The organism is Isoptericola maris (assembly GCF_048065335.1).
GTDB lineage: Bacteria > Actinomycetota > Actinomycetes > Actinomycetales > Cellulomonadaceae > Isoptericola > Isoptericola rhizosphaerae.
Window position 1 is genome coordinate 157,276 of the sequence record NZ_JBLUNY010000007.1, and the last position, 18,164, is coordinate 175,439.

General features: G+C 73.5%; 11 protein-coding genes. 7 read left to right on the forward strand and 4 right to left on the reverse strand.

Features of this window, described 5'->3' with window-relative positions:
* Positions 1-27: 27 nt before the first annotated feature.
* Complete coding sequence (locus ACH5HR_RS11960) at positions 28-4,002, reverse strand: nitrate reductase subunit alpha (RefSeq protein ID WP_416478026.1); 3,975 nt, start codon at positions 4,000-4,002, stop codon at positions 28-30.
* Between the two features lie 223 nt (positions 4,003-4,225).
* On the opposite strand from ACH5HR_RS11960, the gene ACH5HR_RS11965 reads away from it, so the two are divergent.
* From ACH5HR_RS11965 to ACH5HR_RS11975, 3 genes are all read left to right on the forward strand, one after another.
* Positions 4,226-5,578 carry an MFS transporter gene (locus ACH5HR_RS11965; RefSeq protein WP_416478028.1) on the forward strand — a complete coding sequence of 451 codons (1,353 nt, stop codon included), beginning with the start codon at positions 4,226-4,228 and terminating at the stop codon, positions 5,576-5,578.
* Positions 5,579-5,646: 68 nt separating this feature from the next.
* A complete protein-coding gene (locus tag ACH5HR_RS11970) occupies positions 5,647-7,800 on the forward strand; it encodes a molybdopterin oxidoreductase family protein (RefSeq protein WP_416478029.1) in 2,154 nt (717 codons plus the stop codon).
* Positions 7,797-9,449, forward strand: a complete 1,653-nt coding sequence (locus ACH5HR_RS11975; RefSeq protein WP_416478031.1) for an FAD-dependent oxidoreductase — start codon at positions 7,797-7,799, stop codon at positions 9,447-9,449. Before ACH5HR_RS11970 ends, ACH5HR_RS11975 begins: the two co-directional genes overlap by 4 nt.
* A gap of 86 nt (positions 9,450-9,535) precedes the next feature.
* On the opposite strand, the gene ACH5HR_RS11980 is transcribed toward ACH5HR_RS11975, so the two are convergent.
* Positions 9,536-10,894 (reverse strand): cellulase family glycosylhydrolase, encoded by a 1,359-nt coding sequence (locus tag ACH5HR_RS11980; RefSeq protein WP_416478033.1) that lies wholly within the window; start codon positions 10,892-10,894, stop codon positions 9,536-9,538.
* Between the two features lie 206 nt (positions 10,895-11,100).
* On the opposite strand from ACH5HR_RS11980, the gene nirB reads away from it, so the two are divergent.
* The 4 genes from nirB to ACH5HR_RS12000 are packed head-to-tail and all read left to right on the forward strand — an operon-like array spanning position 11,101 to position 16,126.
* The gene (nirB, locus tag ACH5HR_RS11985) at positions 11,101-13,797 is read left to right on the forward strand and encodes a nitrite reductase large subunit NirB (protein ID WP_416478034.1); all 2,697 of its coding nucleotides are present in this window, start codon (positions 11,101-11,103) and stop codon (positions 13,795-13,797) included.
* On the forward strand, positions 13,794-14,207 hold the full coding sequence (locus ACH5HR_RS11990) for a nitrite reductase small subunit NirD (RefSeq protein ID WP_416478036.1): 414 nt from the start codon (positions 13,794-13,796) through the stop codon (positions 14,205-14,207). Before nirB ends, ACH5HR_RS11990 begins: the two co-directional genes overlap by 4 nt.
* Before the next feature lies 1 nt (position 14,208).
* Complete coding sequence (gene cobA, locus ACH5HR_RS11995; protein ID WP_402375625.1) at positions 14,209-14,997, forward strand: uroporphyrinogen-III C-methyltransferase; 789 nt, start codon at positions 14,209-14,211, stop codon at positions 14,995-14,997.
* Positions 14,998-15,028: 31 nt separating this feature from the next.
* Complete coding sequence (locus ACH5HR_RS12000) at positions 15,029-16,126, forward strand: uroporphyrinogen-III synthase (protein WP_416478079.1); 1,098 nt, start codon at positions 15,029-15,031, stop codon at positions 16,124-16,126.
* Between the two features lie 9 nt (positions 16,127-16,135).
* Here ACH5HR_RS12000 and ACH5HR_RS12005 read toward each other — a convergent pair whose 3' ends face one another.
* Both ACH5HR_RS12005 and ACH5HR_RS12010 read right to left on the reverse strand, forming a co-directional pair.
* Positions 16,136-17,437, reverse strand: a complete 1,302-nt coding sequence (locus ACH5HR_RS12005; protein ID WP_402375623.1) for an ATP-binding protein — start codon at positions 17,435-17,437, stop codon at positions 16,136-16,138.
* Complete coding sequence (locus ACH5HR_RS12010; protein WP_402375621.1) at positions 17,434-18,090, reverse strand: response regulator transcription factor; 657 nt, start codon at positions 18,088-18,090, stop codon at positions 17,434-17,436. Before ACH5HR_RS12010 ends, ACH5HR_RS12005 begins: the two co-directional genes overlap by 4 nt.
* Positions 18,091-18,164: the final 74 nt, after the last annotated feature.

Below are 18,164 nucleotides of genomic sequence, written 5' to 3' on the forward strand. Positions count from 1 at the left end.
CCTTGCACGCTCGTCCTGCTCGGATCATCAGTACTGCACCTCTTGTGAGCGCCGGCGGACCACGGTGATCTCGTCGCGCTGGTTGCCGGTCGGGCCGATGTAGTTGAAGGCGTAGGAGAGCTGGGCGTACCCGCCGGCCAGGTGGGTGGGCTTGAGCAGGAGGCGCGTCAGGGAGTTGTGGATCCCGCCACGCTTCCCGGTCGTCTCGGCCAGCGGGACGTCGATGGTGCGTTCCGTGGCGTGGTACATGTACACGGTGCCTTCGGGCATGCGGTGGCTCACGATCGCGCGGGCCACCACGACGCCGTTGCGGTTGACCGCCTCGACCCACTCGTTGTCGGCCACACCGATCTTGGCGGCGTCGGCGGGACTCATCCAGATGTTCGGCCCGCCCCGGGAGAGCGACAGCATGAACAGGTTGTCCTGATACTCCGAGTGGATGGACCACTTGGAGTGCGGAGTCAGGTAGCGCACCGCTACCGCCGCCTGGCCCGCCTCGGTGCCGAGGGTGCCGGGCACGGGGGAGTCGCCGAACAGCCGGTGCAGGTCCAGCGGGGGGCGGTAGACGGGGAGCTGCTCACCGAGCTCGACCATCCAGTCGTGGTCCAGGTAGAAGTGCTGGCGGCCGGTCAAGGTGTGCCACGGCTTGAGCCGGTCGACGTTGACGGCGAACGCCGTGTAGCGCCGTCCGCCGTGCTCGGACCCGGACCACTCGGGCGAGGTGATGACCGGGACGGGCCGCGCCTGGGTGTCGGCGAACGTGATGCGCTTGCCCTCCTCGTCGCTCGCCAGGTCGGCGAGCCGCTGCCCCGTGCGTCGCTCCAGGTGCTCGAAGCCCTGCACGGCGAGGCGGCCGTTCGACGTCCCGGACAGCGCGAGGATCATCTCGCACGCGTGCGTGTCCCGGTCGAGCCGCGGGCGTCCTGCGGCCGGGCCGCTGGGCACGATGCCGTTGCGCCGCCCGAGCTCCCGCACCTCCTCGACCGGGGAGAACGTCACGCCCTTCGTGACCATGCCTGCGGTCTCCGTCAGCGGCCCCAGCGACGCCATCCGCGCGGCCAACGCGGGGTAGTCGCGCTCGACCACCGTCAGCTTCGGCATGGTCACCCCGGGCACCAGATCGCGCTCGGTCGGCCCCTTGCCCGGGTCGGGCACCGTGCCGTGCGGCATCGCCATCTCGTCGGCCGTGTCGTGGGCGAGCGGTGAGGCGACCAGGTCCTCGCGCACACCCAGGTGGGTCTCGGCGAGCCGGGAGAACACCTGCGCGATCGTGTGGAACGTCGCGAAGTCGGTGCGGCACTGCCACGGGGGGTCGATCGCCGGGCTGAACGAGTGGATGAACGGGTGCATGTCGGTACTGGACAGGTCGTGCTTCTCGTACCAGGTCGCCGCGGGGAGCACGACGTCGGAGAACAGCGTGGTGCTCGTCATCCGGAAGTCCGCGGTCACCAGCAGGTCGAGCTTGCCGCGGGACGCCTCGTCACGCCACACCATCGAGGTCGGGCGACGACCGGGCGGTGCTTCGTCCGCGCGGACGGATGCGTCCGTGCCGAGCAGGTTCTGGAGGAAGTACTCGTTGCCCTTGCCGGAGGAGCCCAGGATGTTCGCCCGCCACACCGTGAGCACGCGAGGGAAGTTCGCCGGGTCGTCGGGGTCCTCGCAGGCGAACCGCAGCCGGCCCGCCTTCAGCTCGTCGACGACGTGCCCCTCCGGCGCCTTGCCCGCCGCGCGGGCCTCGTCCGCGAGGTCGAGCGGGTTGCGGTCGAACGTCGGGTAGCTGGGCATCCACCCGCGCTGCGCCGACTCCACGAGGGCGTCCGCCGTCGTGCGTCCGGCCAGCCTGCCTGGGGCGAGGGGTGAAGCGAGGGCATCGGCCGCCATCCCGTCGTACCGCCACTGGCCGGTCGCGAGGTAGAACCATCCGGTGCCGATCATCTGCCGCGGTGGGCGCGACCAGTCCAGCCCGCCGGCGTACTGCGCCCACCCGGTGAGGGGCCGGCACTTCTCCTGACCGACGTAGTGCGCCCAGCCACCGCCGTTGACGCCCTGGCAGCCGGTGATCGTCGTGAGCGTGAGGAACGCGCGGTAGATGGTGTCCGAGTGGAACCAGTGGTTCGTCCCGGCGCCCATGATGATCATCGAGCGGCCGTCGGAGTCCTCCGCGTTGGCAGCGAACTCCCGTCCGATCCGCTCGGCGGCGGCCGCGGGCACGCCGGTGATCTCCTCCTGCCACGCCGGTGTCCCCGGCGTGCTCGCGTCGTCGTAGCCGGTGGGCCACGTCCCGGGCAGGCCGAGGCCGGGGCGGTCGACGCCGTACTGGGCCAGCAGCAGGTCGAAGACCGTCGTGACGAGGTGGTCGCCGACCCGTCGCACCGGGACACCGCGGACGACGACGCCGGAGCCGCCGAGGTGAGCCGCCGCCTCGTCCGCGCCCGACCCGCCCGCCGCGCCGTCGTCGGGCAGCAGGTCGAAACGTGGCAGGCGCACGGGCACCGTCTCGGGGGCGTCGGCGCCGTCCGCGACGCTCAGCAGCGGGTCCACGTCACCGAGGTCGAGGTTCCAGCGGCCCTCGTCGGCGTCGCCGTAGCGGTGGCCGAGCGTCCCGTTCGGGACCACCGGCGTGCCGTCGGCGTCGAGCAGGACCGTCTTGAAGTGGGCGTTGGCCTCCTGCGCGTGCTCGGGCAGGTCCGCCGCCGTGAGGAACTTCCCGGGCACGACGGCGGAGGTCCCGTGAGGGCTCGCTTCGGACGTCGCTCGGTTCCCTTGGTCGCGATCGTCCTGCACTCGCAAGCTCGCTTCGGACGTCGCTCGGTTCCCTTGGTCGCGATCGTCCTGCACTCGCAAGCTCGCTTCGGACGTCGCTCGGTTCCCTTGGTCGCGATCGTCCTGCACTCGCAAGCTCGCTTCGGACGCTCGCTCGAGCCGGACGAGGAACGGGGCGTCCGCGAACCGCTTGAGATAGCTCTCGAACCGCTCGGTGCGCCGTTCGACGAGGAACTCGCGCAGGATGACGTGGCCCATCGCGAAGGCGAGCGCACCGTCGGTGCCGGGGTGCGGCGAGAGCCATTCGTCGGCGAACTTGGTGCTGTCGGCGAAGTCCGGCGAGACGTTGACCACCTTCTGGCCGCGGTACCGCGCCTCCGCCATGAAGTGGGCGTCCGGGGTGCGCGTGACCGGCACGTTGGAGCCCCACATGATGAGGTATGCGGCGTTCCACCAGTCGGCGGACTCGGGGACGTCGGTCTGGTCGCCGAACACCTGCGGGCTGGCCACCGGCAGGTCCGCGTACCAGTCGTAGAAGGACAGCATGGTGCCGCCGAGCATCTGCACGAACCGCGCTCCGGCACCGTGGGACACCATCGACATCGCTGGGATCGGGGAGAACCCGGCCACCCGGTCCGGGCCCCAGCGCTTGATGGTGTGCACGTGGGCCGCCGCGACGATCTCGGCCACCTCCTCCCAGGTGGCGCGCACGAGGCCGCCCTTGCCGCGGGCCGCCTTGTACCGCCGGGCCGTCTCGGGGTCGTCGGTGACCTCGGCCCAGGCCAGCACCGGGTCGCCGGTACGGGCCTTCGCCGCGCGGTAGGCCTCCAGCAGGACGCCGCGCACGTACGGGTAGCGCACCCGGGTGGGGGAGTAGGTGTACCAGCTGAACGCGGCGCCGCGCGGGCAGCCGCGCGGCTCGTACTCCGGGGAGTCCGGGCCCACGGACGGGTAGTCCGTCTGCTGGGTCTCCCACGTGATGATGCCGTCCTTGACGTACACCTTCCACGAGCACGATCCGGTGCAGTTGACGCCGTGGGTCGAGCGGACCACCTTGTCGTGCGACCAGCGGTCACGGTAGAAGACGTCCCCGGCGCGGCCACCGGTGAGGAAGAGCTGGCGCAGGTCCTCGCTCGTCTCGCCCTTGCGGAGATGTCGTCCGAGCCGCAGCAGCGGGTCGGTCTCGCGCGACGCGTCCTGGTCGGTGGTTCGGGACGGACCCGTGGAAGCCTGCGTCATCGCGACCTTCCTGGTAGGAGCACTCGATCGTCCACCTCGAAGTCAATCGTAGCGAGCACGCCTCCGCATGCCGAACCGGGAACTCACAGCAGTCGGCCATGCACTGAGAGATTCGCCTCATCGAGAGTTCACGCCCCCACACCGCACGGCGAAACACCCGGTTCCTACTGTCGGCAGCACCGGCCCGACGCCGTCGGGCACGAGCACGGAGGGGAGAACGACGATGGTCGCTCCGACCAGCGAGACCACCGCCATCGATGCACCGCCGCGCCGCCCGGTCCACCGCTCCGGCCGGTGGATCGACCACTGGGACCCGGAGGACCCCGTCTTCTGGCGCGACGGCGGACGCCGCATCGCCCGCCGCAACCTCGTGGTGTCGATCTTCGCGGAGTTCCTCGGGTTCTGCGTCTGGGCGATCTGGTCGATCGTCGTCCCCCAGCTCCCCGCCGCCGGGTTCGCGCTCACCGCCGACCAGATGTTCTGGCTCATCGGCCTGCCGGCCCTCGTCGGCGCCACGCTGCGGGTGCCCTACACCCTGGCCGTGCCGGTCTTCGGGGGCCGCAACTGGACGATGATCTCCGCCGCGCTGCTGCTGGTCCCCGCGCTCGCGCTCGTGTGGGTGGTACAGCGGCCCGAGACGTCGTTCGGCGTGCTGCTGCTCGTCGCGGCGCTCGCCGGCCTCGGTGGCGGGAACTTCGCCTCCTCGATGGCGAACATCTCGTTCTTCTTCCCGGAGAAGGAGAAGGGTGCCGCGCTCGGCTGGAACGCGGCGGGCGGCAACCTCGGCACCGCCGCCGTGCAGTTCGTCGTGCCGCTGATCATCGTCACCGCGGCCGGGGTGTCGCTGCAGCGCGCCGGCCTCGTCTTCGTCCCGTTCATCCTGCTCGCCGTGATCCTGGCGTGGCGGCTGATGGACAACCTGGGCACCGCCAAGGCCGACCCGCGCTCGTTCGGGGTCGCCGCCCGCGAGAAGCACACCTGGGTCATCTCGTTCGTGTACATCGGGACGTTCGGCAGCTTCGTCGGGTTCGCCGGGGCGTTCCCGACGCTGCTGGCCCGGGAGTTCCCGGATGTGACCCTGTCGCTCGCCTTCGTGGGTGCCCTGGTCGGCTCGGTGACCCGCCCGCTCGGCGGCTGGGTCGCGGACCGCCTCGGCGGCGCCGTCGTCAGCGTGGCCAGCTTCGCCGTGATGATCCTCGGTGCGCTGGGCGCGATCCAGGCGCTCGGCACCGGCTCGTTCGCCCTGTTCTTCAGCTCCTTCATGCTGCTGTTCGTCGCCACCGGCGTCGGCAACGGGTCGGTGTACCGGATGATCCCGGCGACCTTCCGGGTCGCGAAGGTGGGCGGCGGCGGGGCCGCGACGGCGAAGGCGGCGGCCGGCTGCATCGGGATCGCCGGCGCGGTGGGCGCCTTCGGCGGGTTCCTCATCCCGCGCGGGTTCGCGATGTCGAACAGCCTGACGGGCTCCCTCGTCCCCGCCCTGTGGGTGATCATCGCCGCCTACGTGGTCATGGCGCTGGTCACCTGGGCCGTCTACGGGCGCCGGGGCAGCGCCATGGGGGCGGCCCGCGTATGAGCACGTCCGTGTCCTCACCCGCCGCGGCGCGGAAGACCCACTGCCCCTACTGTGCGCTGCAGTGCGGCATGGAGCTCACGCCCGTCGAGACCTCGGGTCCTGACGGGCGCGCTGCCCTCCCGGTGGCCGTCGCGCCGCGCGACTTCCCGACGAACGCCGGGGGGCTGTGCCAGAAGGGCTGGACGAGCGCGACGGTCCTGGGCGTCCCGGACCGTCTCACCGCACCGCTGGTCCGTGGGGCGGACGGCGAGCTGGCCGCGACCACGTGGGACGAAGCGCTCGATCTGGTCGTGTCGCGCGTGCGGTCGGTCCAGGCTGAGCACGGCCCGCAGGGCGTCGCGATCTTCGGCGGGGGCGGCCTGACCAACGAGAAGGCGTACACGCTGGGCAAGTTCGCCCGGACCGTCCTGCGCACGCCGAACATCGACTACAACGGCCGGTTCTGCATGTCGTCCGCGGCGGCGGCCGGCAACCGCGCGTTCGGTGCGGACCGCGGCCTGCCGTTCCCGCTCACGGACCTGGGCGGCGCGGACGTGGTGCTGCTGCTCGGATCGAACCCCGCCGAGACCATGCCGCCGTTCGTCCAGCACCTCGCCGGGGCGCGCGAGCACGGCGGCCTCGTGGTCGTCGACCCCCGGCGCTCGGCGACCGCGCGGCTCACCGACGACGGTCAGGGCATCCACCTGCAGCCCGTCCCGGGCACCGACATGGTGGTGCTGCTGGCGTTGCTGCACGTCGTCGTCGCGGAAGGGCTCGCCGACCGCGACTACCTGGCCACGCGCACCGCGGGGTGGGACGACGTCGTCCGGTCGGTCGCGGCGTGGTGGCCGGAGCGCGCGGAGACCGTGTGCGGCATCCCCGCCGAGGAGCTGCGCGTGACGGCACGGCGGCTCGCCGCCGCCGCACCGACGCGAGGTGGCCGCGGCGCCTACGTGCTCACCGGGCGGGGCGTCGAGCAGTCCGCCCAGGGCACGGCGACCGTCACGGCGGCGATCAACCTGTCCCTCGCGCTCGGCCTCGTCGGCCGCCCGGGGTCCGGGTATGGCTGCCTGACGGGCCAGGGCAACGGCCAGGGCGGTCGCGAGCATGGCCAGAAGAACGACCAGCTGCCCGGGTACCGCAAGATCGATGATCCGGCCGCCCGTGAGCACGTCGCCGCGGTGTGGGGCGTCGACCCGGCCACGATCCCCGGTCCGGGCCTGCCGGCCGTCGCGCTCCTGGGGTCGCTCGGCACGCCCGGCGGCCCGCACGCGCTGTTCGTGCACGGGTCCAACGTGCTGGTCTCGGCGCCGAACGCGGACAAGGTCCGCGAGCGTCTCGTCGCGCTCGACCTGCTGGTGGTCTGCGACGTGGTGCCCTCCGAGACCGCGCGCGTTGCCGACGTCGTGCTGCCCGTGACGCAGTGGGCGGAGGAGGAGGGCACGATGACGTCGCTGGAGGGCCGGGTCATCCGGCGTCGGCGGGCGGTCGCTGCGCCGGGCGAGGTGCGTTCGGAGCTGTGGCTCCTCGCCGAGCTCGCCCGGCGGCTGGGGTCGGACGTCACGTTCCCCACGGACCCGGCCGTCGTGTTCGACGAGCTCGCCCGGGCGTCGGCCGGTGGCGTCGCGGACTATTCCGGGCTCTCGCACGCACGGCTGGACGCCGCCGAGGAGGCCGGTGCCCCGGGGCTGTTCTGGCCGTGCCCGGCGCCGTCAGCGGGGGCGGCCGAGCACGCCGGGACGCCGCGGATGTTCCTGGATGAGTTCCCGACGCCGAACGGCCGGGCCCGCCTGATGCCGGTGGACCATGCCGGGCCCACGGACGACGTGCGCGGTGACGCCCCCACGTACCTGGTCACGGGCCGCGTGCTGCAGCACTACCAGTCGGGCGCGCAGACTCGTCGCGTGCCGGAGCTGGACCGGATCGTCCCCGAGCCGTACGTCGAGCTGCACCCGCAGCTCGGGCTGCGCACCGGGGTGGCGGACGGCGCGCGGGTCCGGGTGACGTCGGCCCGCGGGTCGGTCGAGGCCGTCGCCCGATGGACCGACGCCGTCCGCCCGGACACCGTCTTCATGCCCTTCCACTGGAGCGGGGCCGGCAGCGTCAACCGCGTCACGAGCGACGCCGTCGACCCGATCTCCGCGATGCCCGAGTTCAAGGTGTGTGCCGTCCGGGTCAGCCCGGTCACGCAGGATGCCCCGGATGCGCAGCCCGTCCACGTCACCCAGGAGGTGCCGGCATGACACTCCACGTGCCCCTGAAGGTCGTCGTCGTCGGTCACGGCATGGTCGGCTCGCGTCTGGTGGACGAGCTGGTCCGCCGCAGCGCTGAGTCGTTCGACATCACCGTGCTGGGCGCGGAGCCGTACGAGCCGTACAACCGGGTGTTGCTGAGCGACGTCGTCGCCGGCCGCACCGAGGTGGCGTCGATCTCGATGCCCGCACCGGGCGGCGACCACGTCACCACCCTGCGCGGGGTGGCCGCCGTGTCGGTCGACCGTAAGGTCCGCACCGTCACTGACTCGGCCGGGGCGGTGCACGGCTACGACCACCTGGTGCTGGCGACCGGTTCTCGCGCCCGCGTGCTCCCGCTGCCGGGCCTCGTCGACGGCGACGGCGCGGTGGACCTGCCCGCCGGTGTCCACGCGCTGCGCACACTCGACGATGCCCGCGAGATCGTGGCGGCGAGCGTCAACACGCCCCGCGCCGTCGTGGTCGGCGGCGGGGTGCTCGGTGTCGAGGCGGCCTACGGCCTGGCGAGCCGCGGCCTGCGGGTCACGCTGGTGGATCCCTCGTCCGCGCCGATGTCCCGCCAGCTCGACACCACTGCGGGGGACGTCCTGGCGGCGGGCCTGCGGGACGCGGGGGTCACGCTGCACCTCGGCGCGCGGCCCCGGGAGGTGCTCGTCGCGGGCGGGCGCGTGGTAGGCGTGCGCCTGGGCGGTGACGACGGCGAGGTGGTCGCCGCGGGGCTGGTGGTGCTCACGACGGGCACGGTCCCGGAGGCCGGGATCGCGCGCGAGGCGGGCCTGACCGCGGACCGCGGGATCGTCGTCGGGCACGACCTGGCGAGCCCGGACGACCCGCGTGTCTTCGCGATCGGCGACTGCGCGCAGCCGCCGCAGGGGTCGCGCGGGCTGGTGGCCGAGGGCTGGGACCAGGCGCGGCGGCTGGCGGACCATCTCGCCTCGCTGGTGGCGGTCCGTGCCCGGGAGTCCCGGCGGGATGCGGCGCCGCGCGAGCACCTGCGGTTCCCGCAGGAGGGCGAGCGGCCGTCGATGGCGGTGCGCCTGGGCACGCTGCTCGCCTCCCGGGCGCCGACCGACCAGGGGGTGGAGACGCGCGGCACGGACGTGGTGAAGGTCAAGGCGGGTGCCTTGAGCATCGTGGCGATGGGGGTGAGCGGTCGGCGCGAGCCGGCACCCGGGCACCGGGCGGTCGCGCTCCACGACGCGACTGCCGGACGCTACGTCGAGGTGGTGGTCGCGGACGGGATCCTCGTGGGCGCCACGTGCGTGGGCGACCCGCGGGTCGCGGCGGACCTCACGGCCGCCTACACCCGCCGGACCCCGGTGCCGGTGGACCCGGCGTTCCTGCTCCTGACGCCGGTGATGCCGAGCGCGGAGCCCGCGTCGTCCCCGGAGCACATGCCCGAGGACGCCACGGTCTGCCGGTGCAACGGCGTCACCAAGCACGACATCACCCGCTGCTGGGACGACGGCGCCCGGTCCGTCGACGACATCGCCGCGGCGACGCGCGCCACGACCGGCTGCGGGAGCTGCCGCGAGGCCGTGTGCGGGCTGGCGGACTGGCTGGCCGAGACCCGGGAAGTCGGCGAGGCCTCGGCCGAGACCGACGTAGCGCTGGTTCACGCGTCGTCGGGTGACGGGTGAACCAGCGCTACGTCGCCCGAGCCGGGCGTCGTCCTGGACCACGCATCGGTCGGTGAAGGGCGAACCAGCGCTACGTCGGGCGAAGGTCAGTCCGTGCCGCAGGTGACCTCGGCGTCCGACGGCGCGGCACCGCTGCCGATGAACCCGTAGGACGTCGCCGCCCCGGCGCCGAGGTTCCCGTTCCAGGCGGCGTGGGTGACGGTCGTCCCGTCGTCGCCCAGCGTGCCGCCCCAGAGCTGGGTGACCTCGACCCCGGCGGGTAGGGTGGTGGTCCAGCCGTCGATCGCGGCGTCGCCGGCGGTGACGGTGACCTGGGCCTGGTAGCCGCCCTGCCACGCGTTGGCGACGGCCAGCTCGGCCGTGCAGGCACCGTCGCCCGGCTCGGGCTCCGTCGGGTCGGGGTCCGGCGTGGGGTCCGGGTCGGGCGTGCCCCCGCCGAACACGGAGGCCTCGACGGACGTCTCGGAGAGGCCGTCCGGCCCGGTGAAGATCCGCTCGCCCCACGGCGACGGGGAGCCGACGTCGAAGTTCTCCACGAGGTCGAGGTACTCGACGCCGCCGCCGTTGCCGCTCCACGACCAGGCGAGCCAGCCGATCCCGAGCCGCTCGGTCTCGGCGAGGATCGTGTCGTAGGCGACGTCGCCGTCGGAGTGCGTGTATCCGAACTCGCCGATCATCAGGGGTAGCCCGAGGTCGACGAAGTGCTCCAGATATTCCGTGACGGTGGAGCCCTGGCTGTACACGCCGTACATGTGCACGGAGAAGATGGTGTTCCCGGCGGGGTCCGCGGCGGCCACGGTAGACGCCTGGTCGGACATGATGTGAGCCCAGTCCTGGCCCCAGCTCGGGGCGTCCACGACGAGCGCGTGCTCGTAGCCGACGTCGCGCAGGCGCTGGATCGCTGCCGAGGTGTCGTCCGCCCAGCCGGCGTTGGTGGCCTCGTCGTTGCCGTACGGCTCGTTGCCGATGTTGACCAGCACGTGGTCCTCGGTCCCGGCGAGGGTGGGGTAGAGGTACTCCCAGTAGTCGGCGGCCTGGTCGAGCGTGGCGGCGCCGGCCTGCTCGCCGTAGCCGGTGGTGTCGTGCACCTCGAGCTGGCAGATCAGCCGGTTGGCCTCGCACTCGTCGACGATCGAGGCGACCTCGGACGCGCTGGTGCGGGTCCAGCGCTCGCCGCTGGCGAGGACGACGCGCACGGCGTTGGCGTCGACCGACTTGATGTCGGCCAGCGCCTGCGTGGTCGTCCCGGTGTACCAGGCGTGCGGGTGGTTGACGCCGCGCAGCACCAGGTCGGTGCCGTCGGCCTCGACGATGCGGCCGTCGGCGACATGGATGCCGGGCGCGTCGTCGGCGGCGGCGCTGTGGGCGGCGAGCGCGCTCAGGCCGCCGGCGGCGAACGTCGCGGCCGCGACGCCCGCGACGGTGCGGGTGCGGAGGCGAGTCATGGTGGGTCCTTCCTGTCGGGTCCCTGGCACGGTTCACCGTGCCGGGACGGGTTCGCGGACGGAAGGCGCTGAAGCGATTAAGCGCAGGACTGGGTGCCGCTGTGTCCGGTTCCTCTCACGGGCGCCGCGCCGCGCGTGAGCAAGATGTTCCCGCGGGGTAACCGCCTCCTGACGGTCCGGTCACGGTGGCTGCCTAGGTTCGCAGCATGACGAGCGAGCCCTCCACCACAGGCAGCACCCCCGGAGCCACCGCCCCGCGGCACGTCGTCGTCGTCGGCGGCGGCATGGTCGCCCAGCGCTTCGTCGAAGCCCTGCGTGCCCGCGACACCGTCGGCGCGTGGCGCGTCAGCCTCTTCGCCGAGGAGCCGCGCAAGCCGTACGACCGCGTCGGCCTGACCCGCTACTTCGAGGTCCGCGACGCCGAGGAGCTCACGCTCGGCGACCCGGCGCTCTGGGACGACCCGCTGGTGGACCTGCACCGCGACTGCCAGGTCGTCGCCGTCGACCGCGAGGGGCGGACGGTCACGGACCGCCTCGGCAACGTCCACCCCTACGACGAGCTGGTGCTGGCCACCGGGTCGGACGCGGCACGCCCGCCGATCCCGGGCAACGACCTGCCCGGTGTGTTCGTCTACCGCACCATCGACGACGTCGCCGAGCTGCGCGGCTGGGTCGAGGCCAAGCGCGCGGCGGGTCGCGTCGAGACGCGCGGCGGCGTCGTCGAGAAGCCGGTCCGGGGCGCCGTGATCGGCGGCGGCCTGCTCGGCCTGGAGGCTGCCGGCGCGCTCAAGGCGCTCGGTGCCCAGGCGACCGTCGTCGAGTTCGGGACCCACCTCATGGGCGTCCAGGTCGACCTGGGTGGCGGCCAGGCGCTCAAGCGGCTCATCAACGACAAGGGCATCGCGGTGCGCGCCGAGACCGCCACGAAGGAGATGCGGCCGCACCGCCGTACCGGCCACGTGGGGCGCATGGACTTCGCCGACGGCGGCCGCCTCGACGTCGACGTCGTCGTCATGGCCACCGGCGTGCGACCCCGCGACGAGCTGGCCCGCTCCGCCGGGCTGCCGGTCGGCGAGCGCGGTGGCGCCGTCGTCGACCTCACCTGCCGCACCGAGGACCCGCACGTCTGGGCGATCGGCGAGGTCGCCTGCATCGAGGGCCGCTGCATCGGTCTGGTGGCGCCCGGCAACACGATGGCCGAGGTCGTCGTCGACCAGCTCCTGGGCGGCGAGGCCGCGTTCCCCGGCGCGGACACCGCGACCAAGCTCAAGCTCTCGGGCGTCGACGTCGCGTCCTTCGGCGACGCGCACGGCCGCACCGAGGACTGCATCGAGATCGTGTGGGCCGACCCCACCGCGGGCGTGTACAAGAAGCTCGTCATGTCCGACGACGCGAAGACGCTGCTCGGCGGCGTGTTCGTCGGTGACGCCGCGCCCTACGCCTCGCTACGTCCGATGCTCGGCGCCCAGCTGCCCGGCGACCCGGCCGCGTTCCTGCTCCCGGAGGGCACCGGGGCGCCGGACCTCGAGCTGCCCGACGAGGCGAACGTCTGCTCCTGCAACAACGTCTCGGCCGGCACCATCCGCGGCGCCGTGACGGAGCACGACTGCACCTCGGTGGGCGACGTCAAGAGCTGCACCAAGGCGGGCACCACCTGCGGAGCCTGCCTGCCCCTGGTCAAGAAGATCACCGAGACGGAGATGACCAAGGCGGGCATCGAGGTCTCGAGCGCGCTGTGCGAGCACTTCGAGATGTCCCGCGCGCAGCTCTTCGACGCCGTGCTCGTCGCCGACCTGCACTCCTTCAGCGAGATCATCGAGCGGTTCGGCGTGCGCCCCGACGGGCTCACGAGCCCCGGCCGGGGCTGCGACATCTGCAAGCCCGTGGTCGGCTCGATCCTCGCCAGCCTCGGCAACGGCCACATCCTGTCCGGCGAGCAGGCGGCGCTGCAGGACACCAACGACCACATGCTCGCCAACATGCAGAAGGACGGCACCTACTCCGTGGTGCCGCGCATGCCCGGCGGCGAGGTCACGCCCGAGGGGCTCATCGTCGTCGGGCAGGTCGCGAAGGACTTCGGGCTGTACACGAAGATCACCGGCGGCCAGCGCATCGACATGTTCGGCGCCCGCGTCGAGCAGCTCCCGGAGATCTGGAGGCGGCTGGTCGACGCCGGCTTCGAGTCCGGTCACGCCTACGGCAAGTCGTTGAGGACCGTGAAGTCCTGCGTGGGCTCCACCTGGTGCCGGTTCGGTGTGCAGGACTCGGTCGGCATGGCGGTCGAGCTCGAGCTGCGCTACCGGGGCCTGCGCTCGCCGCACAAGCTCAAGATGGGGGTCTCGGGCTGTGCCCGCGAGTGCGCCGAAGCCCGCGGCAAGGACGTCGGCGTCATCGCCACCGACAAGGGCTGGAACGTCTACGTCGGCGGCAACGGTGGCCAGACGCCCAAGCACGCCCAGCTCCTCGCCGAAGACCTCACGTCCGAGGAGATGCTGCGCGCGATCGACCGGTTCCTCATGCTCTACATCCGCACCGCGGACCGTCTGCAGCGCACCGCCCCGTGGGTCGAGGAGTACGAGGGCGGGCTCGACGCCATCCGGGAGGTCGTCCTGGAGGACTCGCTGGGGGTCGCGGCCGACCTGGACGCCGCGATGGCCGCCCACGTCGAGGGCTACGAGGACGAGTGGAAGGCGGTCCTGGAGGACCCCGAGAAGCTCGCCCGGTTCGGCTCGTTCGTCAACGCGCCGACGACGCCGGACCCGACGCTCGCGTACGTCCCCGAGCGCGGGCAGAAGCGCCCCGCCACCCCCGAGGAGATCGCCGCCGGACCTGCCGGTCCGGTGGACCCGTCGCTCACCGGACCGGTCCTCGTGGCCGGCGCCACCCTGGAGGTCCGCGCATGACCGTCATCCACGCCACCACCGACACCACCGGCGCCGTCAGCCGTTGGACCGCCGTGTGCCGCCTCGACGACCTGGCCCCGGAGCGCGGTGCCGCCGCGCTGCTCGAGCGGGCCGACGGCTCGACCGTCCAGGTGGCCGTCTTCCGCCTCCTGGACGACTCCGTCCGGGCCGTCCAGCAGCTCGACCCCTACTCCGGCGCGTACGTCATGTCGCGTGGCATCGTCGGCAGCCGCGGAGTGGAGCCCACGGTCGCCTCGCCGATCTTCAAGCAGGTCTTCGCGCTGGCGACCGGCCGGTGCCTGGAGGCCGGCGGCAAGACGCCGAAGCCCGGGCTCGGTGCCCACCTGGAGCCCTTCGACGTCGAGGTGCGCGGCGGCGTCGTGCACCTCGACATCGCAGGGCCGGCCTGACATGACCGGCCGGGCGGGCCACGTCACGCTCGTCGGGGCCGGCCCCGGCGCGGCCGACCTGCTGACCTACCGCGCCTGGCGGGCGATCGCGCGGGCCGACGTCGTCGTCCACGACCGTCTCGTGCCCCGGGAGGTGCTCGACGACCTGGCCGCCGACGTCGAGGTGATCGACGTCGGCAAGGCGCCCGGCAGGCACAAGGTGCCCCAGGACGGCATCAACGAGCTCCTCGTACGGCACGCCCTGGCGGGCAAGGAGGTGGTGCGGCTCAAGGGCGGCGACCCGTTCGTCTTCGGCCGCGGCGGCGAGGAGCACGCCGCCTGTGCGGCGGCGGGCGTGCCCGTCGACGTCGTGCCGGGCGTCTCGTCCGCCCTGGCGGTGCCGGCGCTCGCGGGCGTCCCGCTCACCCATCGCGGGACGACGACGGCGTTCCACGTCGTCACCGCGCACACCCGCAGCGGCGAGCAGGAGCTGGACGACGTCGCCGTGGCCTGCGTCACCGAGCGGGCGGCTACGCTGGTGATCCTCATGGGGGTGTCCTCGCTGCCGACGATCGTGACCCGGTTGCTCGACGCCGGAGCGGCACCGGCCACTCCCGTGGCGATCGTCGAACGAGGGTCGACGCCCGAGCAGCGGGTGACGCGCGTCGGGCTGGACCTGGCGGCCAAGCGTGCCGACGAGCTCGGGGTCCGTGCCCCTGCCGTGATCGTGGTCGGGGACGTGGCGGCGCCGGGCCTGCTGGAGGGTGTGTGTGAACGAGGAGACGTCGTCCTGGGGGACGCGCGTGGCTGACACCTCGGCGAGGCCTGCCCTGGGGCAGGTCATGGCGGGGTGCACCGTGCTGGTCACCGCGGACCGCCGGTCCGGCGAGCTCGCCGCCGCCCTCGAGCGCCGGGGCGCCGCCATCCGGCACGCTCCCGCGCTGAGCATGATCCCGCACGTGGACGACGACGCGCTGGTCACCGCCACGGCGGGCCTCGTGGCGGACGCGCCGGACGTCGTCGTGGCCACGACCGGTGTCGGGTTCCGGGCGTGGATCGAGGCGGCCGACGCCCACGGGCTCGCCGACGACCTGCTGCGCGTGCTGGGCGAGGCCCGCATCGTGGCGCGCGGGCCGAAGGCGCGCGGAGCGGTCCAGGCGGCCGGCCTGGCCGCCGACTGGGTCGCCGAGTCCGAGACGTCCGCCGAGGTGGCCGAGGTGCTGCTCAGCGAGGGCGTGAGCGGGCTGCACGTGGCGATCCAGCACCACGGCGCCGGCGCCGACGGTCTCGACGAGGTCTTCGCCAAGGCCGGCGCCCGGGTCTCGCCCCTGGTCGTCTACCGGTGGGGACCTGCTCCGGACCCGCAGGCCGTGCAGGCGTCGGTCCGCGCGGCGGCCGCCGGGGAGATCGACGCCGTCGTCTTCACGTCGGCCCCGGGTGCGGAGGCATGGATGGAAGCGGTGGAGGCCGCGGGCGTCCGGGACGAGGTGGTCTCGCGCTTCACCACGGGCGAGCTGGTGGCGGCGTCCGTGGGTCCCGTCACCTCCCGGCCGTTGGTGGCCCGCGGCATCGCACCCCTCGAGCCCGAGCGGGGGCGCCTCGGCGCGCTCGTGCGGGCCCTGGTGGGGCACTACGAGCACATCGAGTCCGTCGCGCTGAGCACGGTCGCCGGTTCTCTGGTGATCCGCGCCCGCGTGGCGGTGCTCGACGGCCAGGTGCTGCCGTTGTCACCCACCGGCGTCGAGGTGCTGCGGCTCCTCGCGTCAGCCGGTGGCGACGTCGTCTCCCGCGACCAGGTGCTGGAGGTGCTTCCCGGCGACTCCCGCGACGGGCACGCGGTCGAGGTCGCGGTGGCGCGGCTGCGCGAGGCCGCCGGGCGTCGCGACCTCGTCAAGACCGTGGTCAAGCGCGGCTACCGGCTCGAGCTGGCGCACGACTGAACGGCACGCTCACGCGCCGCGGTCCGGCGTGGGGAGCGTGACCGTGGCGCGCAGACCGCCGAGGTCGCCGTCGCCCAGCGTGACGTCCCCGCCGTGCTCGCGCGCGATCTCGCGGGCGATGGCCAGGCCCAGCCCGGCACCGCCCGAGTCCCGGCCGCGCGCCGACCCGAGCCGCGTGAACCGCTCGAACACGCGCTCGCGGTCTGCCGCCGCGATCCCCGGGCCGTCGTCGTCCACCGTCACGACACCGTCGCCGACCTCGACCACCACGTCGTCGCGCGCGTACCGGCGCGCGTTGTCCACCAGGTTGCGCACCACCCGCCCGACGGCGGAGGGGTCGACCATCGCGCGGCCCTCGCCGCGGACCTCGACCTGCCCCGCGGCCGACCGGGCGACCTCGGCCAGGTCGGCCTCCCGCACGTCGAGCGGTGCCGCACCGACCCGGGCGAGGACGAGCAGGTCGTCGGCGAGCACGTGCAGGCGGATCACCTCGTGCTCGAGGTCCGCCGTCAGCTCGGCGTCCTCGTAGGCCTCGGGGTGGGCACGCGCCACCTCGAGGCTCGTCCGCAGGGCCGCGATCGGTGAGCGCAGCTCGTGCGCGGCGTCGGCCACGAAGCTGCGCTGCCGCTGTGCCGACGCGGCCAGCCGGTCGAGCATCGCGTTGAGGGTCTGGGCCAGGGCGGCGATCTCCTGGGCGCGCGGCACCGGGAGCGTGCCGGGGCCGCCCACGTCGCTCACCCGGGCGGCACCGGCGCGCAGCTCCTCGACCGGGCGCAGCGCCCGCCCCAGCACCATCCACGTCACGAGCCCGAGGGCGAGCGTCAGCAGGGGCACCACGAGCCCGAGCGAGAGGCGCAGCGCGTCGAGCGCACCCTCGATCGTGCCCAGCGGCAGGGCGGCGACGACGCGTCCCCCGGTGGGCGCCGTGCCGACGAGCACCCGCACCGACCCGGAACCGTAGGCGGCGTCGTCGCGGGTCGTGGCGCCGTCGGGCGTCTGGCTGAGCACCTCGGGCGCGAGGACGGGCAGCGTCCGGCTGGCGTTGGGCGAGGAGGCGACCACACGACCGGACGTGTCCACGAGCTGGACGACCTCGCCCGGCTCGTCGGCGGCGAGCACCTGCGGGACGCGATCCTCGGCGACGAGCGCCGACACCTGGGCGACGGTGCCGCGCAGGACGGCGTCCGTCGCCGCGATCCGGCTCTGCGACACCACGGTGGTGAGCAGCAGCGCGCCGACCGCCAGAGCGACGCCGGTCAGGCCCGCGGCCGCGAGGGTCAGCCGCAGGCGCAACGACCAGCCGCTCCTCACCGCCCCACGACCCGGTAGCCGACGCCGCGCACCGTCTCGACGGCGTCCCGGCCGAGCTTGCGGCGCAGGTAGCTGACGTAGACCTCCACGACGTTGAGGTCGTCGCCCACCGCGTCCCACACGTGGTCGCGGAGCTCGATCTTCGTCAGCACCTCGCCCGGTCGGCGCATGAGCTGCTCGAGCAGCGCCGTCTCGCGGGTGGTCAGCTCGACCGGGCTCCCGTCCCGACGCACCTCGCGGGAGGCGGGGTCGAGCTCCAGCCGGCCCATCCGCAGGACGGCCGGCCGCGGCGGGGCGCCCCGGCGCAGCAACGCCCGTAGCCGCGCCACGAGCACGGTGAACGCGAACGGCTTGGGCAGGTAGTCGTCGGCTCCGACGTCCAGCCCGGCGGTCACGTCGGCGTCGCCGTCCTTCGCGCTGAGGATGAGCACCGGGGTCCAGACCTCCTCGCCGCGCATCGTGCGGAGCACGTCGAGGCCCGACCGCCCCGGCAGCATGAGGTCAAGGACCACGACGTCGTGCTCGCCCTCGAGCGCGAGCCGCAGGCCCGTCTCGCCGTCGGCCGCCACGTCGACGGCGAAGCCCTCCGCCTGCAGGCCCCGGCGCAGTGCTCGCGCGAGCACGTCCTCGTCCTCCACCACCAGTACACGCACCACCGCAGCATGGCACCGGGGGGCCAGGTCTGCGTTCTCAGCGTCGTCTCAGGCGAGGTCGCGCACAGTGGGGC

What these genes read in the sequence shown, in the direction of transcription:
- ACH5HR_RS11975 (WP_416478031.1), top strand. Translation starts at nt 7,797, where the DNA reads ATGACACTCCACGTGCCCCTGAAGGTCGTCGTCGTCGGTCACGGCATG.
- ACH5HR_RS11980 (WP_416478033.1), bottom strand. Translation starts at nt 10,894, where the DNA reads ATGACTCGCCTCCGCACCCGCACCGTCGCGGGCGTCGCGGCCGCGACG.
- ACH5HR_RS11960 (WP_416478026.1), bottom strand. Translation starts at nt 4,002, where the DNA reads ATGACGCAGGCTTCCACGGGTCCGTCCCGAACCACCGACCAGGACGCG.
- ACH5HR_RS11970 (WP_416478029.1), top strand. Translation starts at nt 5,647, where the DNA reads ATGGAGCTCACGCCCGTCGAGACCTCGGGTCCTGACGGGCGCGCTGCC.
- cobA (WP_402375625.1), top strand. Translation starts at nt 14,209, where the DNA reads ATGACCGGCCGGGCGGGCCACGTCACGCTCGTCGGGGCCGGCCCCGGC.
- ACH5HR_RS11990 (WP_416478036.1), top strand. Translation starts at nt 13,794, where the DNA reads ATGACCGTCATCCACGCCACCACCGACACCACCGGCGCCGTCAGCCGT.
- ACH5HR_RS11965 (WP_416478028.1), top strand. Translation starts at nt 4,226, where the DNA reads ATGGTCGCTCCGACCAGCGAGACCACCGCCATCGATGCACCGCCGCGC.
- ACH5HR_RS12000 (WP_416478079.1), top strand. Translation starts at nt 15,029, where the DNA reads ATGGCGGGGTGCACCGTGCTGGTCACCGCGGACCGCCGGTCCGGCGAG.
- nirB (WP_416478034.1), top strand. Translation starts at nt 11,101, where the DNA reads ATGACGAGCGAGCCCTCCACCACAGGCAGCACCCCCGGAGCCACCGCC.